The organism is Mycobacterium syngnathidarum (assembly GCF_001942625.1).
Taxonomy (GTDB): domain Bacteria; phylum Actinomycetota; class Actinomycetes; order Mycobacteriales; family Mycobacteriaceae; genus Mycobacterium; species Mycobacterium syngnathidarum.
In genome coordinates this window covers 72,723-95,017 of sequence record NZ_MLCL01000004.1, presented here as the reverse complement: position 1 = coordinate 95,017, position 22,295 = coordinate 72,723, and the positions used below count along the sequence as shown (strand labels likewise).

The 22,295-nt window shown below is 65.8% G+C and carries 24 protein-coding genes; 14 read left to right on the top strand and 10 right to left on the bottom strand.

Annotation, left to right across the window (positions count from 1 at the left end; all coding sequences use genetic code 11):
- Positions 1–31 precede the first annotated feature (31 nt).
- Together BKG60_RS02155 and BKG60_RS02150 are read right to left on the bottom strand one after the other, a co-directional pair.
- Positions 32–1,570 carry a Re/Si-specific NAD(P)(+) transhydrogenase subunit alpha gene (locus BKG60_RS02155; RefSeq protein ID WP_075909098.1) on the bottom strand — a complete coding sequence of 513 codons (1,539 nt, stop codon included), beginning with the start codon at positions 1,568–1,570 and terminating at the stop codon, positions 32–34.
- Positions 1,571–1,688: 118 nt separating this feature from the next.
- Positions 1,689–2,702 (bottom strand): magnesium transporter CorA family protein, encoded by a 1,014-nt coding sequence (locus BKG60_RS02150; protein ID WP_075909137.1) that lies wholly within the window; start codon positions 2,700–2,702, stop codon positions 1,689–1,691.
- A 121-nt stretch (positions 2,703–2,823) separates the two neighbouring features.
- Between BKG60_RS02150 and BKG60_RS02145 the strand changes: the two genes are divergently transcribed.
- On the top strand, positions 2,824–3,438 hold the full coding sequence (locus tag BKG60_RS02145) for a DUF3159 domain-containing protein (protein ID WP_075909097.1): 615 nt from the start codon (positions 2,824–2,826) through the stop codon (positions 3,436–3,438).
- Between the two features lie 86 nt (positions 3,439–3,524).
- Here BKG60_RS02145 and BKG60_RS02140 read toward each other — a convergent pair whose 3' ends face one another.
- Genes BKG60_RS02140 through BKG60_RS02130 form a run of 3 tightly spaced genes read right to left on the bottom strand, consistent with a single transcriptional unit; the run spans position 3,525 to position 6,045 of the window.
- Positions 3,525–4,508, bottom strand: a complete 984-nt coding sequence (locus tag BKG60_RS02140) for a zinc-binding alcohol dehydrogenase family protein (RefSeq protein ID WP_239251708.1) — start codon at positions 4,506–4,508, stop codon at positions 3,525–3,527.
- Entirely contained in the window at positions 4,505–5,182 is a 678-nt protein-coding gene (locus tag BKG60_RS02135; RefSeq protein ID WP_075909096.1) for a haloacid dehalogenase type II, read from the bottom strand. The genes BKG60_RS02140 and BKG60_RS02135 overlap by 4 nt, the downstream gene beginning before the upstream one ends.
- Positions 5,182–6,045 carry an alpha/beta fold hydrolase gene (locus tag BKG60_RS02130; RefSeq protein ID WP_075909095.1) on the bottom strand — a complete coding sequence of 288 codons (864 nt, stop codon included), beginning with the start codon at positions 6,043–6,045 and terminating at the stop codon, positions 5,182–5,184. The genes BKG60_RS02135 and BKG60_RS02130 overlap by 1 nt, the downstream gene beginning before the upstream one ends.
- 85 nt (positions 6,046–6,130) lie before the next feature.
- Between BKG60_RS02130 and BKG60_RS02125 the strand changes: the two genes are divergently transcribed.
- Positions 6,131–6,658 (top strand): CGNR zinc finger domain-containing protein, encoded by a 528-nt coding sequence (locus tag BKG60_RS02125; RefSeq protein WP_239251706.1) that lies wholly within the window; start codon positions 6,131–6,133, stop codon positions 6,656–6,658.
- Here the strand turns inward: BKG60_RS02125 and BKG60_RS31315 are convergent, their stop codons facing one another.
- Positions 6,659–6,769 carry a hypothetical protein gene (locus BKG60_RS31315; RefSeq protein ID WP_003883225.1) on the bottom strand — a complete coding sequence of 37 codons (111 nt, stop codon included), beginning with the start codon at positions 6,767–6,769 and terminating at the stop codon, positions 6,659–6,661. It lies immediately after the preceding gene.
- 126 nt (positions 6,770–6,895) lie between these two features.
- On the opposite strand from BKG60_RS31315, the gene BKG60_RS02120 reads away from it, so the two are divergent.
- Together BKG60_RS02120 and BKG60_RS02115 are read left to right on the top strand one after the other, a co-directional pair.
- The gene (locus tag BKG60_RS02120) at positions 6,896–7,573 is read left to right on the top strand and encodes a TetR/AcrR family transcriptional regulator (RefSeq protein WP_070946463.1); all 678 of its coding nucleotides are present in this window, start codon (positions 6,896–6,898) and stop codon (positions 7,571–7,573) included.
- A 3-nt stretch (positions 7,574–7,576) separates the two neighbouring features.
- A complete protein-coding gene (locus BKG60_RS02115) occupies positions 7,577–8,350 on the top strand; it encodes an SDR family oxidoreductase (RefSeq protein ID WP_075909094.1) in 774 nt (257 codons plus the stop codon).
- On the opposite strand, the gene BKG60_RS02110 is transcribed toward BKG60_RS02115, so the two are convergent.
- The gene (locus tag BKG60_RS02110) at positions 8,343–8,723 is read right to left on the bottom strand and encodes a DoxX family protein (RefSeq protein WP_075909093.1); all 381 of its coding nucleotides are present in this window, start codon (positions 8,721–8,723) and stop codon (positions 8,343–8,345) included. The two genes, BKG60_RS02115 and BKG60_RS02110, sit on opposite strands and share 8 nt — an antisense overlap.
- Positions 8,724–8,802: 79 nt before the next feature.
- On the opposite strand from BKG60_RS02110, the gene BKG60_RS02105 reads away from it, so the two are divergent.
- Both BKG60_RS02105 and BKG60_RS02100 read left to right on the top strand, forming a co-directional pair.
- Positions 8,803–9,699, top strand: a complete 897-nt coding sequence (locus tag BKG60_RS02105; RefSeq protein ID WP_075909092.1) for a sigma-70 family RNA polymerase sigma factor — start codon at positions 8,803–8,805, stop codon at positions 9,697–9,699.
- A gap of 9 nt (positions 9,700–9,708) precedes the next feature.
- Entirely contained in the window at positions 9,709–11,427 is a 1,719-nt protein-coding gene (locus tag BKG60_RS02100; protein ID WP_075909091.1) for an acyl-CoA dehydrogenase, read from the top strand.
- On the opposite strand, the gene BKG60_RS02095 is transcribed toward BKG60_RS02100, so the two are convergent.
- The gene (locus tag BKG60_RS02095) at positions 11,424–12,515 is read right to left on the bottom strand and encodes an alcohol dehydrogenase catalytic domain-containing protein (RefSeq protein WP_075909090.1); all 1,092 of its coding nucleotides are present in this window, start codon (positions 12,513–12,515) and stop codon (positions 11,424–11,426) included. The two genes, BKG60_RS02100 and BKG60_RS02095, sit on opposite strands and share 4 nt — an antisense overlap.
- Positions 12,516–12,541: 26 nt before the next feature.
- Here BKG60_RS02095 and BKG60_RS02090 point away from each other — a divergent pair, with 26 nt between their 5' ends.
- Both BKG60_RS02090 and BKG60_RS02085 read left to right on the top strand, forming a co-directional pair.
- Positions 12,542–13,006 carry an acyl-CoA thioesterase gene (locus BKG60_RS02090; RefSeq protein WP_075909089.1) on the top strand — a complete coding sequence of 155 codons (465 nt, stop codon included), beginning with the start codon at positions 12,542–12,544 and terminating at the stop codon, positions 13,004–13,006.
- Positions 12,975–13,415: an SRPBCC family protein gene (locus BKG60_RS02085; RefSeq protein ID WP_070946469.1), complete on the top strand. Its 441-nt coding sequence runs from the start codon at positions 12,975–12,977 to the stop codon at positions 13,413–13,415. Before BKG60_RS02090 ends, BKG60_RS02085 begins: the two co-directional genes overlap by 32 nt.
- Here the strand turns inward: BKG60_RS02085 and BKG60_RS02080 are convergent.
- Positions 13,412–13,714 carry a hypothetical protein gene (locus BKG60_RS02080; RefSeq protein WP_075909088.1) on the bottom strand — a complete coding sequence of 101 codons (303 nt, stop codon included), beginning with the start codon at positions 13,712–13,714 and terminating at the stop codon, positions 13,412–13,414. The two genes, BKG60_RS02085 and BKG60_RS02080, sit on opposite strands and share 4 nt — an antisense overlap.
- A 439-nt stretch (positions 13,715–14,153) precedes the next feature.
- Positions 14,154–14,846: a GntR family transcriptional regulator gene (locus tag BKG60_RS02075; protein ID WP_075909134.1), complete on the bottom strand. Its 693-nt coding sequence runs from the start codon at positions 14,844–14,846 to the stop codon at positions 14,154–14,156.
- Positions 14,847–14,956: 110 nt separating this feature from the next.
- On the opposite strand from BKG60_RS02075, the gene fadD5 reads away from it, so the two are divergent.
- From fadD5 to BKG60_RS02045, 6 genes are all read left to right on the top strand, one after another.
- Positions 14,957–16,561 carry a fatty-acid--CoA ligase FadD5 gene (gene fadD5 / locus BKG60_RS02070; protein WP_075909087.1) on the top strand — a complete coding sequence of 535 codons (1,605 nt, stop codon included), beginning with the start codon at positions 14,957–14,959 and terminating at the stop codon, positions 16,559–16,561.
- A gap of 304 nt (positions 16,562–16,865) precedes the next feature.
- On the top strand, positions 16,866–17,603 hold the full coding sequence (locus tag BKG60_RS02065) for an MlaE family ABC transporter permease (protein ID WP_165617836.1): 738 nt from the start codon (positions 16,866–16,868) through the stop codon (positions 17,601–17,603).
- Between the two features lies 1 nt (position 17,604).
- Complete coding sequence (locus tag BKG60_RS02060) at positions 17,605–18,474, top strand: MlaE family ABC transporter permease (RefSeq protein WP_070946473.1); 870 nt, start codon at positions 17,605–17,607, stop codon at positions 18,472–18,474.
- Between the two features lie 4 nt (positions 18,475–18,478).
- Complete coding sequence (locus BKG60_RS02055) at positions 18,479–19,699, top strand: MCE family protein (RefSeq protein ID WP_070946474.1); 1,221 nt, start codon at positions 18,479–18,481, stop codon at positions 19,697–19,699.
- Positions 19,696–20,727, top strand: coding sequence for an MCE family protein (locus tag BKG60_RS02050; protein ID WP_070946475.1), 1,032 nt, complete (start codon positions 19,696–19,698; stop codon positions 20,725–20,727). Before BKG60_RS02055 ends, BKG60_RS02050 begins: the two co-directional genes overlap by 4 nt.
- A complete protein-coding gene (locus BKG60_RS02045; RefSeq protein WP_070946511.1) occupies positions 20,724–22,289 on the top strand; it encodes a virulence factor Mce family protein in 1,566 nt (521 codons plus the stop codon). The genes BKG60_RS02050 and BKG60_RS02045 overlap by 4 nt, the downstream gene beginning before the upstream one ends.
- The last annotated feature ends 6 nt before the right edge of the window (positions 22,290–22,295 follow it).

The following is a 22,295-nucleotide window of genomic DNA, read 5'->3' as shown; positions in this document are numbered from 1 at the left end:
CCATTCCAAAGTCTTTGTGGGCACGCAGGTTCTAGCTGCGGGAGAACATCGCGAGCATGCGACGCGTCACCGCGAAGCCGCCGAATACGTTGATGCTGGCCAGCAGGATGGCGCAGGTAGCGATCGCGGTCACCAGCGCGTTGCCGTGGCCGATCTGCAGCAGGGCGCCCACCACGATGATTCCGGAAATCGCGTTGGTCACCGACATCAGCGGGGTGTGCAGCGCGTGGTGCACATTGCCGATCACGTAGTAGCCGATCACGATCGCCAGCGCGAACACCGTCAGGTGGACCTGCAGCGCTGCCGGCGAGATCGCGATCAGGGCGAAGATCGCGGCCGCCGCGGCGAACGTGATGCCCAGCCGGCGTCCGGTTGACATCGGCTGTTTCTCTTCCTTGGCTGCCGGCGCGGCCGCCGCAGCGGGCTGGGCGGCCGGGGCGGCCGACACCTGAACCGGCGGCGGGGGCCAGGTGGTCTCGCCGTCGCGCACGACGGTCATCGAGCGCTGCACGACGTCGTCCCAATCGAGAACGACCTTGCCGTCCTTCTCCGGGGTGAGCAGCTTGAGCAGGTTCACCAGGTTGGTGCCGTACAGCTGGGAGGCCTGCGCGGGCAGGCGGCCGGCGAGGTCGGTGTAGCCGATGATCGTGACGCCGTTGTCGGTGACGATCGCCTGGTCCTTGACGGTGCCCTCGACGTTGCCGCCGTTGGCCGCGGCCATGTCGACGATGACGCTGCCGGACTTCATGGAGGCGACCATCTCGGCGGTGATGATGCGCGGCGCGGGCCGACCCGGGATCAGCGCGGTCGTGACGATGATGTCGACGTCCTTGCACTGCTCGGCGTACAGCTGCGCCTCGCGGGCCTTGTAGTCGTCGTCCATCTCTTTGGCATAGCCGGTCTTGGAAGCTTCAGCCGCCTCAGCCGTCTGGTCGGCGACGGACAGGTACTCGCCACCGAGGGAGGCGACCTGATCGGCCACCTCGGGGCGGGGGTCGGTGGCCCGCACGATCGCACCCAGGCTGCCGGCAGCGCCGATGGCGGCCAGGCCGGCCACACCGGCACCGACCACGAGCACCTTGGCCGGGGGCACCTTGCCCGCTGCGGTGACCTGACCGGTGAAGAACCGGCCGAAGCTGTGGGCGGCCTCGACCACGGCGCGGTAGCCGGCGATGTTGGCCATCGAGGACAGCACGTCGAGGGACTGGGCGCGCGAGATGCGCGGCACCGCGTCCATAGCGAGCACCGTGATGGGCCGGGTGGACAGCTTCTCGACGAGTTCGGGCTTGAGCGCGGGTGAGATCAAGCTCACTAGCGTCGCTCCGTCGCGCAGCTTGCCGATCTCGGCATCATCGGGCGCATTGACCTTGAGTACGACGTCGGCGTCCCACGGCGTGCCGATCTCGGCACCGGCCTCTACGTAGGCGGAGTCGGAGAAGCTCGAGGCAGCACCGGCGCCGCTTTCTACGACTACCGCGTACCCGAGCTTGATGATCTGCCCGACTGTTTGCGGTGTGGCGGCGACGCGTGTTTCCCCAGGTAGGGACTCACGCGGGATCCCGATGAGCATCGACTCCGCTCCGTTTCTTTCTGGTAGGCCTCTTAGTTCAGCCTGGAAGAGTGTCGCATTTGTGTTCAGATAACGCCCATGCCCCTTTTGGGGGATGTGATCAACGGCCCAGCTCGGGTTACAGCCAGTCCCGGCGTTTGAACATCACATACAACAGGATCACGAGCACAACAATCAAAATGCTGCTGGCGATGAAGCCCACGACGGTGTTGATCCCGGGGTACATGACGTTCTGGCCGTAGAAGCCCGTGATCGCGGTCGGCACCGCGATGATCGCGGCCCAGCCGCTGAGTTTCTTCATCACCGTGTTGAGCCGCGCGTCCTGCAGGGACAGGTTGGTCTCGAACACCGTGGTGATCATGTCGCGCAGGGATTCGGTCCACTCCGAGGCACGCAGCACATGGTCGTACAGGTCGGCGTACAGCGGGTCGAGGGCAGACGAGGTGGACGAGTCGAGCCTGCGGTGCTGGATGGTACTGACGACCTCACGCATCGGCAGTACCACCCGGCGCAGCTCGACCAGGTCCTTGCGCAGCTGAAAGGTGCGCCGCTGCAGTCCGCGCCGCGGGGCGCTGTCGGCGAACAACTCGTCCTCGAGGGATTCGATGGCGTCGTCGAGTGCCTCGACGGCCTCGAAGTGCCCGTCCACCACGACGTCGAGCAGACCGTGCACCAGCGCGCCGACGCCGTACCGCTGGCCACCCAGGTCATCGAAGCGTCGGGATACCTCGTCGATGTCGAACTCGGTGGCCGCACCGTTGACGCTGGGCAACCGCACGGTGATCAGGCCCCGCGGCAGGACGAAGGCCGAGATGCGGTGTTTCACCAGCAGCGAGGTGTCGGGCGGTGCGTCCTCGCCGGGCACACAGGTGTCGACCGCGTACACGGTAAAGAACGTATGTGTTTGGTACACCGAGGTTTTGGTGCGTTCCTTGGGTGCGACGGCATCTTCGACGGCCCACATGTTGAGCCCGAGTTCTCCGGCCAACTCGCGAAGCGCCTCGTGGTCGGGATCGTAGATGTCGGCCCACACCAAGGTGTTCTCGTCGGTCAGACAGTCCGAAATGCTCGCGAACGTGAAGCCGTCAGCCGGCTTGCCCGAGCGCCACACCCGTCCCTGCACTTGTCTCACGAAGATCCATCCAAGCACCGCGGGATCGTTGTGGTGGTCATTCCCTCCGGCCGGGCTGGTCTGCTGAGCTGGGTACTCTCGGTAGGGTCCTGCCGGATCTTGAACGCGAGGCCCACATCCCATGAAGGATTCCCCACTCGATGGATTGATGGCGCGCGTCGGCGGTGTGAGCGGGATGGTCTATTCGGCATTGCCGGTGACCGTGTACGCGACCGTCTCGGCCCTGTCGGGGCGGGTGCCCGCAATCATCGCCGCGTTGGTCACCGCCGCGGCCGTGCTCGCCTGGCAGCTACTGCGCCGCGAATCGGTCCGGCCCGCGCTGTGGGGGTTCGTCGGGGTGGCGGCCTGTGCGTTGCTGGCCCTCGCAACCGGTCAAGCCAAGGACTTCTTTCTCCCGGGTATCTGGATGTCCCTGGCCTCGGCCGTCGCGATGACCGTCTCGATCCTCGTCAGACGTCCTCTTGTCGGCGTCATCTGGGCTTGGGCCACCGGTCGTGACGGCGCCTGGCGCCAGGTGCCTGGGGTGCGGCTGGTCTTCAACGTCGTCACCGCGGTCTTGGCGACCGTGTCCTGGTCGCGGTTCCTGGTGCAGAACTATCTCTACGACACGGGTCAGGACGGACTGCTCGCGGTGGCGCGGCTGGCGATGGGCTGGCCATTGTTCGTCGTCACCACCACGCTGGTCCTGCTCAGTGCCCGCTACGCGATCCGGGCGCTGCCAAGCTCGGCGGCCTGAACCCCGGCCATGCAACGAAAGTGACGCCGTGGTCGTAAACCGGCACGGGCAACCACCATGGCGTCACTTTCGGCGGAGCTGAGTGTTCAGACGACCACCACCATCTTTCCGCCCGCGGTGCCTGACTCCATGACCTCATGCGCTTCGCGGATCTGATCGAAAGTGAACACCCGCGACGGCGCGGCCTCCAACGTGCCGTCGGCGACCTGGCGGGCGATGTCGCCCAACGGCACATCTGACAGCGGGAACCCGGGTGAGCCGAACACGAAGCTGCCGAAGAACGTCAGATTGACACCGCTGGCCATCTGCAGCAGCGGGTTGAAGTCGGGGATCGGGTCGAGGCCGCCCAACCAGCCTGCCAGGCAGGCGGTTCCGCCGCGCCGCAGCATGTCGAGCGAGTCGAGGATCGTGCTGTTGCCGACGAGGTCGAGCACCGCGTCGACGTTTCCGGACTCGGCGAGGTCCGTGCTGAGACCGGCTCTTTCCTTTTCGGCGCGGGCGACGCCGAGTCCCTCGAGTAGCGCGAAACGCTCGCGATTGCGCGTGGTGGCGATGACGTGTGCGCCCGCATTGACGGCGAGCTTGACAGCCGCCTGGCCGAACGACGATGTGGCGCCGCGGATCACCAGGGTTTGGCCGGGTTGCAGGTCGAGGTTGCGGAACAGGCAGGTCCACGCCGTCGCATAGGTTTCGGGTAGAGCGGCCAGCTGGTCCCACGGCAAGTCGGCGTCGATGAGCGCGACGTTCGCGGCACGTACCCGGGTGTACTCGGCGTAGCTGCCGTTTATGGTCCTGCCCAACCCACCCATGAGCGCGGCGACCTTGGCGCCGACCGGGAACTCGCCGCCCGGGCACGAGTCGACGATGCCGACGCACTCGATGCCGCTGACCTCGGCCGCCTCGGCCCATTCCCCGCGCCGCATGTGCATCTCGGCATGATTGATACCGAAGGCCTTGATCTGGATGACGACCTCTCCGGCGCTGGGTTCGGGCTTGGGGATGTCCGTGTAGACCAGGTGATTCAGCCCACCGAACCCGTCAAGAACGATCGCGCGCATCTGTGTGGTCATGAGAGTTTCTCCAGTATGTCGTTGAGCTGTAACAGATCTGATGCGACGACAGTGGGCGCGGGCACGTCGGGTGCTCGCAACACAGCGTTGCCGGGGCGGGTGATGAGTGCTCCGCTGAATCCGGCGGCCTGGGCGCCCAGCGTGTCCCACATGTGGGCGGCCACCATCATGCAGTCGGACGGCGCCACACCCAGCTGGTCGGCCACGCCGGTGTACAGCGACGGAGCCGGCTTGAAGGCGCGCTGGGTGCCGACTGTGAACTGGTGCTCGAAATAGCCCGCCAGCCCCGCGTGATCCAAGGGCGTGAGGTTGTCGCTGTGTGGTGAATTTGTCAGGGTCACAAGGCGATAGCCGTTGTCACGGAGACGCTGCAGTCCATCGGCGGCATCGGTGTGGGCCGGCATGGTGCGCATGCCGTCGGCGAGTGTGACGAGATCGTCCTCGGTGAGATCCACCCGGCGGGTATCGGCCGTCATCCGCAGCACAGCCTGGCCGAGTGTGAAGAAATCGGTGTATCGCCCCGACACCGTGATGGCCATGGAGTACATCACGAGTTGGTTGAACCATTCGCGCAGGACCTGCGAGTCGCCGAACATCCGCTCGAAATGTGGTTGCAGGGACTCGATGTCGATGAGGGTCTCGTTGACGTCGAACACCAGCACGCCGGGTCTCATCAGCTGACCCGTCGCTGGAGGAAGCTGTCGATCAGGTTCGCGACCTCGTCGCCGTGAGTCTCCAACAGGAAGTGTCCGCCGTCGAGCAGGTGGATCTCGGCGTCGACGGCGTCCTTGCCAAAGGCGCGTGCCCCGTCGGGCCCGAAGATCGGATCTCCGGCACCCCACACGGCCAGCACGGGGACCCCGCTGGTGCGCAGGTATTCGTGCAGCGTGGGATACAGCGGGGCGTTGGTGGCGTAGTCGCGGAACAGCTTGAGCTGCACCAGATCATTGCCCGGCCGGGCGACCATCGCCGCGTCGTGCACCCAGGTGTCGGGGTTGACCAGGCTCTCGTCGGAAACTCCGGTCAGGTACTGCCACTTGATGCCGTCGATGCTCAACGCGGTCCGCACGCCCGCCTCGGTCTCGGGGGTCTGCTCGCGCTGGTAGGCCCACACTCCGTTCCAGAAGCTCTCGACGAAACCTTCGTCATAGCCGTTGCCGTTCTGCGTGACGATCGCGGTGATGGCCTCGGGATGCCGCAGGGCCAGCCGCCAGCCGATCGGGGCGCCGTAGTCCTGAACGTAGATCGCGTAGCGCGACACCGCGAGGTGGTTCAGCAGGCCGTCGGTGAGGTCGGCCAGGGCGTCGAAGGTGTAGTCGAATTCGTCGGCGGCCGGTGCGTCGGAGTGGCCGTACCCCAGGTGGTCGGGCGCGATGACGTGGTAGTGCTCGGCCAGTCGGGGGATCAGGTCGCGGAACATGAATGAGCTCGTCGGAAACCCGTGTAGCAGCACGATCGCCGGTGCGTCAGGTGCGCCGGCCTCGCGGTAGAACAGTCGCTGCCCTTCGACGGTGGCGAAGCGGTGGTGAACGATCATGGCTAACTCCTTAAACTGATTTAAGCGGTTAGTGACATCTAACGCCCGGGCGCATAACCTGTCAATAGGTATTTGGAGGTTAGATATGGCGCTGATGGAGGTGGGCCGGCACGACGAGGTCTTGCTGCTCGATCTGCTCAACACCACGCCTGTGGTCGACGGAAGACAGCGCGACGTGCTGGCGGATCCGCGGCAGGCGCGGGCATGGCTGTTGAAGCACGAGGTGGCCGAAGCCGAACTGGCCGAACTGGTCGGCGCCCGGAATGTGCTTCAGGCCGTGGTGCGCGGAACCGAGACGGCGACAGTGCTCGAGCCGTTTCTCGAGGAGGCGGTACTGCGGGCACACGCCACGCAGCACGGTTTGAACTGGGAACTCGATGCCGATGGCGCGCGGCGCGGAGCCCTGCGGGCCATCTTGGCGTGGGATGCGTTGCGGGCCACAAGCCCTGGGCGACTACGCGCGTGTGCGAACGCGGACTGCCGGCTGTTCTTGATGGATCGCAGCAAGCCGAACACCGCACGTTGGTGTTCGATGGCTACCTGCGGAAACCGCATGAAGGCGCGCCGGCATCACCAGCGCGCAAGGACTGCGAAGACTGACGAACAGTCCTGATCACACCGGGGGATAAGCGGGCGGCGGGTAGACGCCGCGCAGACCCCAGGCCAGCCACGGAAAGAAGAAGTCGCTCTCGTCGCTGAGGTCGTAGTCAGGATTCGGATCCATGCCCGGAGTCTAGACGCAGTAGGCAAGGCCGGAACAGGGCCGCGAACGGAATTGCCTACACTGTTCAACCATCTAGTTGATTGATTTCCTGGGCAAGGTCCGGGCGATGCTGATAGTGAGTGTGCTATGTCATCCGATGCAGAGGGCGGCCGGGGGCGCGGAGGCGCGGCCGCCAACGGGACGTCCCGCCGCGATGAGCTGCTGACTGTCGCGGCCAAACTGTTCGCCGCCCGCGGCTATCACGGCACCCGCATGGACGACGTCGCCGAGGCTGTCGGGCTCAACAAGGCCACCGTCTATCACTACTACTCGAGCAAGTCGCTGATCCTCTACGACATCTACAAGAGCACCGCGGACTTCACCGTCGAGGCCCTGCATGACGACCCCACGGCCTCGGCCCGCGAAACCATCTACAACTTCACCCGGCGGCTGCTCGTCGGCATCGCCAACGACCTGGAGCGCGCGGCCGTGTACTTCCAGGAAGGCCCCTACATCGCGGAGTGGTTCACCGAAGAGCAGGTGGCCTACATCCGGCACGCCGAGACCCAGGTCTACGAGCACGTCCGCGACGTGATCGACCGAGGCATCGCCAGCGGTGAGTTCTACGACTGCGATTCGCATGTCCTGGCCCTCGGCTACATCGGGATGACGCTGGGCTCCTACCGCTGGTTGCGACCGCACGGCAGGCGGACCGCCCAGGAGATCGCCGTCGAGTTCAGCACCGCGCTGCTGCGCGGCCTGATCCGCGACGAAGTGGTCCGCAACGAATCCCCGCTCGGTGTCGAGATCGACCAGAAGGCCTAAACCATGACTGATCTGTTCCGATTGGACGGCAAGGTCGCCGTCGTCACCGGCGGCGGCCGCGGCATCGGCCTGATGATGGCCCGGGGCCTGCTGCAGGCCGGGGCCTCGGTGTATCTCTCCAGCCGCAAGGAGGCCGAGCTCAACGCGGCGGTGGAAGCGCTGAGCTCATTGGGCCGGGTGTCGGCGGTGCCTGCCGATCTCGGGACCGCCGAAGGTGTCGCCGCCCTCACCGCGGCCGTCACGGGACGTGAGGATGCGATCCACGCTCTGTTCAACAACGCGGGTGCGGCGTGGGGTGCGCCGTACGACGACTTCCCCGAATCCGGATTCGACAAGGTCTATGACGTCAACGTCAAAGGCGTGTTCCTGCTGACCCGCGCGCTCACCCCGCTGCTGAATGCCGCTGCCACCGAGGATGATCCGGCCCGCGTGATCAACACCGGCAGCATCGACGGCATCGTCGCGCCCGAGAAGGGTCGCGACAACTTCTCCTATAGCGCCAGCAAGGCCGCCGTGCACATGCTGACCAAACACCTTGCCGGCGAGCTCGCCCCGAAGATCCTCGTCAATGCCATCGCCCCGGGATTGTTCGAATCGCGGATGACCAAGGAGCTGCTGCGGGCCGGCGTGGATGAAGTAGGTGGCCATCTGCCCCTCGGTCGCATCGGCCGGCCCGACGACGTCGCCGGCATCTCGGTGTTCCTGGCCAGCCGGGCCAGCGCCTACATCACCGGCGCGGTCATCCCGGTCGACGGCGGTGTGAGCACCATCAGGTGACGGGCAGGGTGAACCAGCCCCAGGCCAGGAAGATGAACACGCCGAGGTAGACGATGTCGCCGGCCATGTAGAGCCACTCGCTGCGACGGAATCTGGTCGTGGCCGCACCGGCCATGAACAGTGCCAGGCCGCACGCGGCCACCGGGGTCAGCACCGGCGCGATCCCCGAGGCCACGGGGAGAATCAGACCGATGGCACCGACCAGTTTGATGGCCCCGATCGCCTTGAGGTGGCCGTCGCCGAAGTCGTCGACCCAATACTGGGTCTTGCCCATCGACCGGTACTTCTGCCGCGACGCCAGCAGCAGGCTGGTCCCGCCGGCGGCGTAGGCCGCCGCCGCGACGATCGTGATGATCCAGAGGGTGGTGTTCATTCCTCGCTCCGTTCGTGGTTACGTCGGTCTGTGCCGACTCGTCACCTCTATGACGGATCCGCGCGATGAGAGGTAACAGATGACGCCCGAGGCATCACTGGCAGCGACATTCGAGCAACAACGCCCGCGGCTGCTCGCGGTAGCCCACCGCGTCCTGGGCTCCCGGGCCGACGCCGAGGATGCCGTTCAGGAGGCGTGGCTAAGGCTGTCCCGTCAGGACGCGGAGTCGGTGGAGAACGCCGCCGGCTGGCTGACGACGGTGGTGGGACGCATCTGCATCGACATGCTCCGTGCGCGCAGCAGTCGCGCCGAGGTGGCTCCCGCCGTCGACCTTCCCGAACTCGTCGTCACCGAGGACTTGGACACCCGGGAGGACTCCCCGGAGGACGCGGCGGTGCTCGCGGACTCGGTCGGCCTGGCGATGCTCGTGGTGCTGGGATCGCTGCGCCCTGATGAACGCCTCGCGTTCGTCCTGCACGACATGTTCGCCGTGCCGTTCGCCGAGATCGGCCAGATCCTCGACAGGTCGGGCGACGCCGTCAAGATGATGGCCAGCCGTGCGCGCCGGAAGGTGCAGGACGTGCCGCCGCCCACCGGGGACCGGCGCCGCAAGCAGGAGCAGCGTGAGGTCGTCGACGCCTTCCTGGCCGCTGCCCGCGACGGCGACTTCGATGCACTGCTGCGTGTGCTCGATCCCGACATCACCTGGCAGCGCTACACGGCCACCGGTGTGACCGTCGGCACCGGGACGGACGGCATCGTCAGAGCGGTCCGGCGCGGCCACGGAACCCGCGTCGTGGCCCGGCGCGTGTCCGTCAACGGAGAACCGGGAATCTTGGCGTGGGGGCCCACCGGCCGCCCGCTCGGCCTGATGGCGTGCACCGTCGACAACGGCCGACTGGTCGGGATCGTGTCGATCGTCGATCCGCGACGGCTGGCCCGGATGTCGCTGCCCGAGCCACCTGCCGCGGATTAACCTGGCCGCATGAAGTCGACGATCCTCTCCCGCCGAGACCTGGATTTTCTGCTCTACGAGTGGCTGGACGTCGAAAAGCTCACCACGCTGGACCGGTTCACCGAGCACTCCCGCGAAACCTTCGACGGGGTACTGGATCTGTGCGAGCAACTCGCGACCCGCTACTTCGCGCCGCACAACAAACTGAGCGACGCCGAGGAGCCGACCTTTGACGGGCAGGCCGTCACGCTGATCCCCGAGGTGAAGCAGGCATGGGACGCGTTTGCCGCGGCCGATCTGATCGCGATGGGGATGGACGCCGAACTCGGCGGTGCACAATTGCCGGCCACCGTGGCCCAAGCCGCGTTCGCGTGGATCTCCGCGGCGAACGTGTCCACCTCGGGTTACCTGATGCTGACCATCGCCAATGCCAACCTGCTGGCCCGTTTCGGCTCGGCCGAGCAGATCGAGACGTTCGTCAAACCCATGCTCGCGGGCCGGTTTTCGGGCACGATGGCGCTGTCGGAGGCCCAGGCCGGATCGTCGCTGGCCGACATCACCACGCGTGCCGAACCGCAGTCTGACGGCAGCTATCGGTTGTTCGGTTCGAAGATGTGGATTTCGGGCGCCGAGCACGAGATGACCGAGAACATCGTCAACCTCGTGTTGGCCAAGGTTCCCGGAGCGCCGGCCGGCACCAAGGGCATTTCGTTGTTCATCGTCCCGAAGTTCCTGGCCGACGGAACCCGCAACGGCGTGGCCATCTCCGGGCTCAATCACAAGATGGGCCAACGCGGCATCACCAACACCGTGCTGAATTTCGACGGCGCGGTCGGCTACCTCGTCGGAGAGCCACACCGCGGCATCGTCTACATGTTCCACATGATGAACGAGGCCCGCCTGGGCGTCGGGATGGGTGCTGTCGCCCTCGGCTACACCGGCTACCTCAAGTCGCTGGAGTATGCGCGCGAGCGCCCGCAGGGCCGGCCGCTGGGTGTCAAGGACCCGTCGACCCCGCAGGTGCCGATCGTCGAGCATGCCGACGTCAAGCGAATGCTGTTGGCGCAGAAGGCGTATGTCGAAGGTGGGCTGGCGCTTGCGCTCTACTGCGCCAAGTTGGTCGACACCGGGTCCGCCGAGGACACCGCCGTGCTCGACATCCTCACCCCGGTGGCCAAGAGCTGGCCGTCGCAATGGTGCGTCGAAGCCAACAGCCTGGCGATCCAGGTGCACGGCGGCTATGGCTACACCCGCGAGTACGACGTCGAGCAGCATTACCGCGACAACCGGCTCAACCCGATCCATGAGGGCACGCACGGTATCCAGAGCCTGGACCTGCTGGGCCGCAAGGTGACCCAGAACGGTGGGGCCGGCCTGGCCGCGTTGGGGGAGCGGGTGGCGGCGACGGTCTCCGCGGCTTCGGGTGCGGCTCCTGAATTGGCCGCGCAGCTGGATGCCGCCTGGCAGCGGCTGGTCGCGGTTACCGGTGCGATGTTCGCTTCCGGCGACGTCGAGGCCGCGATGGCCAACAGCGCGGTGTACCTCGAGGCATTCGGGCACATTGTCGTGGCCTGGATCTGGCTCGAGCAAGTCTTGGCCGCATCGGGGCTCGAGGGCGAGTTCTATGACGGCAAGCGCCAGGCCGCACGGTACTTCTTCCGTTACGAGCTGCCCAAGACCGCACCGCAATTGGATCTGCTCGAGAGCCTGGACCGCACGACGCTCGAGATGCGTGATGGCTGGTTCTAGTCGAACTCGATGATCTGGCGTACCGCGCGCCCGTCAGCCAGTTCGTCCATGCCGGTGTTGATCTGGTCCAGCGCGATGGTGGAGGACACCAGCTGTTCGACGGGTAACCGGCCGGCCCGCCAGAGCTCGACGAACTGCGGGATATCGCGTGCCGGCACGGCCGAACCGAGGTAGCTGCCGATCAGCGACCTTCCCTCGGCCACGAATCCCAACGGCGACACCGAGATTCGGGCGTCGGGGCGGGGCAGGCCCACCGTGATCGTGCGTCCGCCGGGCCCCGTGAGCGCGATGGAGGTTTCGAGTGCGGCGGGGTGGCCGGCGGCTTCGACGACGACGTCGGCCTTGAGGCCATCGGCTTGCTCCGGGGTGTATGTATCGTGCACACCGAGCTCGCGTGCCTTGGCGAGTTTGTCCGGGAGTTGGTCGATGCCGATGACGCGCACGTCGTCGTGGGCCAATGCGGTCAGGGCCGCGGCCATCCCGACACCGCCGAGACCGACGACGGCGACCGTCTGGCCGGGCCGCGGCGTCCCGACATTGAGCACGGCACCGCCGCCGGTGAGCACTGCGCAGCCCAACAAGGACGCCACGACGGCTGGAACGTCGTCGGGCACCGGAACCACCGAGCGGCGGTCGACGACGGCGTGCGTGGCGAAACCGGATACCCCGAGGTGATGGAACACCGGCCGGCCGTCGCGGGTGAGCCGGATGTCGCCGTTCATCAATGTGCCGGCACCGTTGGCCGCCGATCCGGGACCGCACGGCGTCAGGCCGTCGGTGGCACACGCGGGGCACTGCCCGCAGCGCGGCAGGAACGTCATCACCACCCGCTGGCCCGCCGGCAGATCACTGGCCCCGGCTTCGACGATTCCCGCGGCCTCATGGCCCAGCAGCATCGGCACGGGGCGTACCCGGTTGCCGTCGACCACCGACAGATCGGAGTGACACAGCCCGGCGGCCTCGATGCGCACCAGCAGTTCGCCCGGGCCCGGTTCGGCGAGATCGAGGTCGCACACCCGGATGGGTTGCGATGCGGCGTACGGGCGGGACTGACCGATGTGCTCGAGGACGGCTCCGCGGATCTTCATGGTGACCAGCCTGTCAGACTTCGGGAATGACCGACGGAGCTGAAGTGACCCGCGCAGACTTTCCGCTGCACTGGCCGGTCCTGACCCGATGGACCGACAACGACATGTTCGGCCACCTCAACAATGCGGTGTACTACGAGCTGTTCGACACCGCGATCAACGCCTGGATCAACACCAACTGTGACGTCGATCCGATCTCGGCGCCGTGGCTCGGTGTGGTCGCCGAGTCCGGCTGCCGATACTTTGCGGAGTTGAAGTTCCCCGATCCGTTGGTGGTCGGCTTGTCGGTCGCTCGATTGGGCAACAGCAGTGTCACCTACCGGCTCGGATTGTTCGGGCCCGATGGCCCGGTGGCGGCGGTCGGTCATTGGGTGCACGTGTACGTGGACCGGACCACCCGCCGGCCGGTACCGATTCCCGACGTGATCCGCGACCTGCTGCAGTCGATATGCTCGCCGGATGCCACTCGTGAGCAAGACCGTCGAGGTTGATGCCCCTGCCGAGAAGATCATGGCGATCGTCGGTGATTTCGAGGCCTACCCGCAGTGGAACCCCGAGATCAAGGGCTGCTGGATTCTGGCCCGCTACGACGACGGCCGGCCCAGCCAGTTGCGCCTGGACGTCGAGATCCAGGGTCAGTCGGGCACCTTCATCAACGCGGTCTACTACCCCGCGGAGAACCAGATCTTCACCGTGTTGCAGCAGGGCGACCACTTCACCAAGCAGGAGCAGAGGTTCTCGGTCGTGCCGCTCGGGCCGGACAACACGCTGCTCCAAGTCGATCTCGAGGTCGAGGTCAAGCTGCCGGTCCCGGCCATGATGGTCAAGAAGCTCATCGGCGACACCCTGGACCACCTGGCCAACGCCCTCGTCAACCGGGTGCAGCAGCTGTCCGCCTAGGCCGCGCGGTCGGCGGCTGCCGCCCGCAGTTCCAGTACACGATTGCGGATGCGGTACTCGGTGGCCCGTGGCATCTCGGCCGGTCGGTATCGGCCATGCCTGACCCGATAGACCCGGCCGTGGTTCATCTCCCACCGCAAGGCGTCGGAGATCGCCTTGGACGGGCGCCCGCGGGTCGTGAATCCCTGGTCCTCGAGCGCGTCGACCAGATCGGCCACCGATTGCGGGCCGTTCTGCAGCAGCTGCATCGTCAGCACGTAGCGGAGGTTGGTGCCGCGCAGGAGGAGTTTGTCCGCCATGGCGTCACAGTGCCAAGAGGGTCTGACATTCACACTGGTCACAGGATTCGTCGGGATATCCGATGTGCCCGCCTACTAGCGACAATCCAGCGACAATCGCCACTGGGGCACCATGGGTCACGCCAACCCCATTGTCGCTGAACGTTTTTGCCCGTCCAGTACCAGTGGACTCGTCAGCCTCACGCGTCTCGTGCCCGACTGTTAGCGACTCTGTCGCTGATAGGTGGGCAACCCGAACTCTGTTACAAATGAGGCCTAATCAGCCCCAAGTGGCGGGAGGGTAGATCGCATCTGTGGCAGACGATGCTGGCGATGTCTATGAGGCGATAGTCGCTGGATTGTCGCTGATAGCCGGGCAGGTCGGACATCCATTTCGCGCCGCGACACGCCAGTAGGAGAGTGCCGACACGCGGAAGCCCCGATCCCGGGCCAAACTGCGTCAGTCCCATATCCCGATGTCGTTCAGGCGGGCGATGAGCCGCTGGGCGGCGTCGGTGAACTGATTTGCGTTGAGCTCCACGGCGGCCGCGGTGTCCCGCCGGCGCAGCGCGTCGATCAGCAACCGGTGATTCTCCACGGCCTCGGTGCCCCACTTCGGATCGGTCGAGTAGATCAGGGCAGGCAGGTACCGCGCGACGTGCAGCAGGAACCAGGCCAGCTTGATCCGGCCGCTGGCGTGGTTGAACGCCCGGTGGAAGGCGAACTCGGCTGACGAGATCGCCACCGGGTCGTGGCCCTCGACGGCTACCGCGAGTTCGGCGTTGAGTTGCTCCAGCTCATCGATTTGAGCCGAGGTGATGCGGGTGGTGGCGGTCGCGGCCAGCTTCCGCGCGATGGTGGCCTGCAGCCAGAAGATGTCCTCGACGTCGGCGCGAGTCAGAGGCACCACGACGTGTCCGCGGTTGGGCTCCAACTGCACCATGCCTTCGCCCCGCAGCGTGCGCAGTGCCTCCCGCACCGGGGTGATGCTGACTCCGAGTGCCGCCGCGGTCTCGTCGAGCCGGATGAACGTCCCCGGACGCAGCACCCCGGTCATGATCTCGGCCCGCAACTGGGCGGCAACCTCGTCGGAGAGTTGCTCGCGCCGTCCGCCGCGACGACGTTGCACGGCCGTCCTGGCAGGTGCATTCACGCGAATCCGGTCGCCTTTCTGGTGGGCTTGTCGCCGGGGCCCCGAGGCCATAGTGTGACCGGGGCAACCCCATGTTTGATCAAATATAAAATTCGTGCAACCCGATACCCATGGAGTACAGATCGTTGACTGCCGAGCCGTTCCCCACTGAGCAGCCGTACCTGGCCCGCCGTCAGAACTGGCCCAACCTGCTGACGCGGCACGCCATGATGCAGCCCGAGAAAACCGCTTTCCGGTTCTTGGCACACACAATCACGTGGCGCGAGCTGGACCACCGCGTGACCAAACTGGCCGGCGCGCTCAGCCGGCGCGGCATCGGATCCGGCGATCGCGTGCTGATCCTGATGCTCAACCGGCCGGAGTTCATCGAGGCGATGCTCGCGGCCAACAAGCTCGGTGCCATCGCGGTGCCGGTCAACTTCCGGATGACCCCGCCGGAGATCGCCTTCCTGGTGAGCGACTGCGAGGCCCGCGTCGTCGTCACCGAGCCCGTGCTGGCCGGTGTGGCCACCGCGGTGCGCGATCTCGACGCCACGTTGTCGACGGTCATCGTGGCCGAGGCGGCGACCGAAGATGGCGTCCTGGGTTACGAGGACCTGATCGCCGAGGACGGTCCGCCCGTCGAACCGGCAGACATCCCCGGCGATGCCCCCGCGCTGATCATGTACACCTCCGGCACCACCGGCCGGCCCAAGGGCGCGGTGCTGACCCACAACAACCTCGTCGGTCAGAGCATGACGAATCTGTTCACCACCGGCGTCGACATCAACAACGACGTCGGATTCATCGGTGTCCCTCTGTTCCACATCGCCGGCGTCGCCGGAAACGTGAACACGGGTCTGACGCTCGGTTTGCCCACGGTGATCTACCCGCTGGGGGCCTTCGACCCGGGCGCCCTGCTCGATGTCCTGGCGGAGGAAAAGGTCACCGCGATCTTCCTGGTTCCCGCGCAGTGGCAGGCGGTTTGTGCTGAGCAGAAAGCGAATCCGCGCGATCTTTGCCTGCGGGCGCTGTCGTGGGGCGCCGCTCCGGCCTCGGACACCTTGCTCCGGGCCATGGCCGAGACCTTCCCGGGCAGCCAGATCACCGCCGCATTCGGCCAGACCGAGATGTCCCCGGTCACCTGCATGTTGTTGGCGGACGACGCAATTCGCAAACTCGGTTCGGTCGGTCAGGTCATCCCGACCGTCTCGGCCCGCATCGTGGACGAGAACATGAACGACGTTCCGGTCGGCGAGGTCGGTGAGATCGTCTACCGCGCCCCAACTTTGATGGCCGGCTACTGGAACAACCCCAAGGCCACCGCGGAGGCGTTCGCCGGCGGCTGGTTCCACTCCGGAGATCTCGTGCGCCAGGACGAGGAGGGCTACATCTGGGTGGTCGACCGCAAGAAGGACATGATCATCTCCGGCGGCGAGAACATTTACTGCGCCGAGGTGGAGAACGTCCTCGCCGGGCATCCCTCCATCACCGAAGTCGCCGTGATCGGCCGCCACGACGAGAAGTGGGGCGAGGTCCCGGTTGCCGTGGTCGCTCTGAGCAGAGGCGAGGGCTTGAATCTCGGGGACCTCGACGGCTTCCTCACCGAACGCCTGGCGCGCTACAAGCATCCGAAGGCGCTCGAAATCGTCGATGCCCTGCCCCGCAACCCCTCGGGCAAGGTGCTCAAGACCGAACTCAGGGAGCGCTTCGGCTCTCCGATCAACGCCCAGTAGGGTTGACGGCTGCGAAAGTAACTCGGAGTCAACGGTTTCTGCAGGTCACTTTCTAAGTTTGCTGTCCTTGCACGCCCTTGTTAACGGTTGATGGCACAATCCACCCGATGCGGTGCACGCCCCGGTTTCTATCGGGTACAGTCCGGTGGTCTCAATTACTACTCACGAGTAGGGAGAGACGGATCACACAAGCTGACAGGCGACGAGGAGGGGGCGTGCGACACGTCCAGGGGGCGCACCGGTGACGGCGCCTGCCGACGGGCTCGTCGGCTACGTACGTGGTCAATTGGAGAAGCCGCTGGCTATGGTCGGTGGCTTCTTCAAGATGACTGTGCTCACCGGAAAGGCGTTTCTCACACGGCCTTTCCAGTGGAAAGAGTTCGTGCTGCAGAGCTGGTTCCTGATCCGGGTGGCTTTCTTGCCCACGCTCGCGGTGTCGATCCCGCTGACCGTGCTCATCATCTTCACGCTCAACATCCTGTTGGCGGAGTTCGGCGCGGCTGACGTCTCAGGTGCCGGTGCCGCACTTGGTGCCGTCACCCAGCTCGGCCCGCTGGTCACGGTGCTCGTCGTGGCCGGCGCCGGGTCGACGGCGATTTGCGCAGACCTCGGCGCCCGGACCGTGCGAGAAGAGATCGACGCGCTCGAGGTGCTGGGCATCGACCCGATCGAGCGGCTGGTCGTTCCCCGCGTGGTCGCCTCCACGTTCGTGGCCTTCATGCTCAACGGCGCGGTGATCACCATCGGTCTGGTCGGCGGCTTCTTCTTCGGTGTCTACATCCAGAACGTCTCGGCCGGCGCCTACGTATCCACGCTGACCCTGCTGACCGGGTTTCCCGAGGTGATGATCTCGGTCGTCAAGGCCACGCTGTTCGGCCTGATCGCCGGACTCGTCGGCTGCTACCGCGGCCTGACGGTGGCCGGTGGCTCCAAGGGCGTCGGCACCGCGGTGAACGAGACCCTGGTGCTGTGCGTGGTGGCATTGTTCGCAGTCAACGTCGTGCTCACCACCATCGGTGTGCGGTTCGGAACAGGGCATTGACATGAGTACCGCTACAGTTCTTCGGTCCCGGTTCCCCCGGGCGTTCTCGCGCACCTCGGACATCGCAGGCACACCGGCCCGGTTCCTCGACAGCATGGGCCACGTCGCGTGGTTCGTCGTCCAGGCCATCGGCTCGATCCCGCACGCGTTCCGGCATTACCGCCGTGAAGCGCTGCGGCTGGTCGCCGAGATCGGGATGGGTACCGGCGCCATGGCCGTCATCGGCGGCACCGTGGCGATCATCGGTTTCGTCACGCTGTCGGCCGGCTCGCTGATCGCCATCCAGGGCTTCGCGTCCCTGGGCAATATCGGCGTCGAGGCCTTCACCGGCTTCTTCGCCGCCCTGGCAAACATCCGCGTGGTTGCCCCGGTCGTCACCGGGCAGGCGCTGGCCGCCACGGTCGGTGCCGGCGCCACCGCCGAACTCGGCGCCATGCGCATCAGCGAAGAGGTCGATGCGCTGGAAGTCATGGGCATCCGCTCGATTTCGTACCTGGTGTCCACCCGGATCATCGCCGGGTCGATCGTCATCATCCCGCTCTACGCGATGGCGATCCTGCTCTCCTTCCTGTCTGCGCAGTTCGTCACGACGATCTTTTACTCGCAGTCAGTCGGTACGTATGAGCACTACTTCCATACGTTCCTGCGTGTCGACGACGTGATGTGGTCTTTCCTGGAGGTCATCATCATGTCGATCGTGGTCATGTTGAACCACTGCTACTTCGGCTATTACGCCAGTGGCGGTGCTGTCGGTGTGGGTGAGGCAGTAGGGAGGTCGATGCGAACCTCGTTGATCGCAATCGTGTTGGTGGTCCTGTTGGCTTCGTTGGCGCTCTACGGCACCGACCCCAACTTCAACCTCACGGTGTAGCGGCATGACGGCGCCCCATGCTCCCATGAACAAGCCCAAGATCCCGCCGTACAAGCTGGCCGGACTGGTGCTCGCGCTCGTCACCGCAGTGGTGGTCGGGCTGACCTGGATGCAGTTCCGTGGGTCCTTCGAGGACAAGACGCAGCTGACGGTGTTGTCCGGGCGGGCTGGTCTGTCGATGGATCCGGGTTCGAAGGTCACTTTCAACGGTGTGCCGATCGGCCGGCTGGCGTCCATCGACGTGGTCAATGTCGATGACGACCTCGAGGCCAAGCTGACCCTGGACGTCAAGCCTCAGTACCTGAAGCTGATCCCGGAGAACGTGACCGCCGAGCTGCGGGCCACCACGGTGTTCGGCAACAAGTACATCTCGTTCCTGTCGCCGCCCAACCCGTCGTCGCAGCGGTTGACGCCGGGCACGCCGATCCGCGCCCAAGGGGTGACCACGGAGTTCAACACCTTGTTCGAGACGATCACCGCGATCTCTGAGCAGATCGATCCGATCAAGTTGAACCAGACGTTGACGGCCACCGCGCAGGCCCTCGACGGGTTGGGTGACAAGTTCGGTCAGTCGATCGTGCACGGCAACGAGATCCTGGGGGATCTGAACCAGCGGATGCCCCAGATCCGGCGTGACACTGCGGGTCTGGCCGATTTGGGTGAGGTGTATGCCGATGCCGCCCCGGATCTGTTCGACGGGCTGACCAACGCGGTGACCACCGCGCGCACGCTCAACGAGCAGCGCGGCAACCTCGATCAGGCCTTGGTGGCGGCCGTCGGCTTCGGCAACACCGGCGGTGACATCTTCGAGCGTGGTGGGCCGTACCTGGTGCGCGGCGCTCAAGACCTCCTGCCGACCTCGGCTCTGCTCGACAAGTACAGCCCGGCGCTGTACTGCACGATCCGCAATTACCACGATGCCGGCCCGAAGCTCGCGGGTGCTCTTGGCGGTAACGGCTATTCACTGCAGACGCACTCATTGGTGATCGGCGTGGGCAACCCGTACGTCTATCCCGACAACCTGCCGCGGGTCAACGCCAAGGGCGGCCCCGAGGGCCGGCCCGGCTGCTGGCAGCCGGTCACCAAGGACCTGTGGCCCATGCCGTACCTGGTGATGGATACCGGTGCATCGATCGCCCCGTACAACCACCTCGAGCTGGGTCAACCGCTCGTGGCTGAGTATGTGTGGGGCCGCCAAGTGGGGGAGAACACGATCAACCCATGAGCATCAAGGGCACGATTCTCAAGCTCGGCATCTTCTCACTGGTGCTGCTCACCTTCACTGCGATCATCTTCGTGGTCTTCGGTCAGATCCGGTTCAACCGGACCTCTGAGTACTCGGCGATCTTCAACAACGTCAGCGGCCTGCGCACCGGGCAGTTCGTCCGTGCCTCCGGTGTCGAAGTCGGCAAGGTCTCGGGCGTCAAACTGATCAACGGCGGCCAGCAGGCCGAGGTCACGTTCAACGTCGAGAAGTCGCTGCCGTTGTTCGACAAGACCACGGCCTCGATCCGCTACCAGGACCTGATCGGCAACCGCTACCTCGAGCTCAAGCGGGGTGAGAGCAACACCAGGATCGCGCCGGGCAGCACCATTCCGCTGGAACGCACCGAACCCGCTCTCGACCTCGACGCCCTCGTCGGCGGTTTCCGGCCGCTGTTCCAGTCGCTGAGTCCGGAGAAGGTCAACACCATCTCCAAGTCGATCATCACGATCTTCCAGGGCCAGGGCGGCACCATCAACGACATCCTGGATCAGACGGCGCAGCTCACCCAGAGCATCGCCGATCGGGATCAGGCCATCGGTGACGTGATCAAGAACCTCAACATCGTCCTGGACACCACCGTCGCGCATCAGCAGCAGTTCGACGACACCCTCAAGAACTTCGAGACGGTGATCACGAGCCTGCGGAACCGCGCCGATCCGATCGGCTCCTCGGTGGCCGACATCAGCAACGCGGCCGGCTCGCTGGCCGACCTGCTGTCCGACAACCGTCCGCTGCTCAAGGACACCGTCGGCCGTCTCGAGGTCATCCAGCAGCCGCTGATCGACCAGAAGCAGCAGCTCAACGACATCCTGGTTCAGTTCCCCCAGGCGTTGAAGATCATCGGCCGTGCCGGTGGCATCTACGGTGACTTCTTCAACTTCTATGCCTGCGACCTCTCGCTGAAGCTCAACGGGTTGCAGCCGGGCGGTCCCGTCCGAACCGTCAGACTCAGTTCACAGCCGTCGGGTAGGTGCACGCCGAGATGAGGACACTGCAAGGTTCCGACCGATTCCGCAAAGGCCTGATGGGCGTTGCGGTGGTGGCGCTGGTGATCGGCGTCGGTTCGACGCTGACGAGTGTGCCTATGCTGTTCGCGGTCCCCACGTACTACGGGCAGTTCTCCGATACCGGAGGCTTGAGCCTGGGTGACAAGGTGCGCATCGCCGGTATGGATGTCGGCACGGTCAAGAGCATGGACATCAACGGCGATAAGGTCGAGATCGGCTACACCCTGGGTGGCAAGACGATCGGCACCGAGAGCCGCGCGGCGATCCGTACCGACACCATCCTGGGCCGGAAGAACATCGAGATCCAGCCGCGCGGTAGCCAGACACTGCCCCCGCGCGGGATGCTGCCGCTGGGCCAGACGACGACGCCGTACCAGATCTACGACGCGTTCCTCGATGTCACGCGCAATGCGTCGGGGTGGGACACCAAGTCCGTCAAGGAATCGCTGAACGTGTTGTCGGAGACGATCGATCAGACCTCGCCGCACCTGAGTGCGGCGCTGGACGGCGTGGCCAAGTTCTCCGAGACCATCGGCAAGCGCGACGAGGACGTCAAGAAGCTGCTGGCCAACGCCAACAAGATCGCCACGGTGCTCGGTGACCGCAGTACGCAGGTCAATCAGCTGCTGGTGAACGCACAGACCCTGCTGGCCGCAGTCAACGAGCGCGGCCAGGCCGTGAGCATGCTGCTGGAGCGGGTGTCCTCGGTGTCGCATCAGGTCGAGGGTCTGATCAACGACAACCCCAACCTGAACCATGTGCTCGAGCAGTTGCGCACGGTCAGCGACCTGCTCGTCGAACGCAAGCAGGACCTGGCCGACGTCCTCACGGTCGCAGGCAAGTTCATCACCTCACTGGCCGAGGCGCTGGCCTCGGGTCCGTACTTCAAGGTGATGCTGGTCAACCTGATCCCGCCGCAGATCCTGCAGCCGTTCGTCGATGCCGCATTCAAGAAGCGCGGTATCGACCCCGAGGAGTTCTGGCGCAACGCCGGGCTGCCGTCGGCCCGCTTCCCCGATCCCAACGGCAAGCGTTTCGAAAATGGCGCGCCACCGCCGGCCCCGACGCCGCTGGAAGGCACCCCGGAGCATCCGGGGCCTGCCGTGCCACCCGGATCGCCGTGCTCGTACACGCCGACGGCGGCTGGGATCCCGTCCCCGGGCAACCCGATGCCGTGCGCGGCGGCCACCCAGGGTCCGTTCGGTGGCCCGCACTACGGCCCGCCGGATCTGGCCACGTCGGCACCGAACCCTGACGGCATCGCGCATTCACCGGGTGTGCCCAGCGCGGCCATCCCCGGCCAGATGCCGCCGGATCAGCCCGGTGCCCCAGTCGAACTGGCGCCCGGTCCGCCGGGAGCCCGCACCGTTCCGATCGCCCCGTTGCCGGTGGCGCCCGGACCGCTGCCGGGTTACGCACCGCACCCGGGACCGGTGAACGCTCCTCCGGCACCGCCGGGACCGGGGCCGGAAGCCGGCCCGGCGGGTACACCGCCGCTGCCGGGTAATCCGCCGTTCCTTCCGCCCGGGTCGCAGGGATAGGCCGCA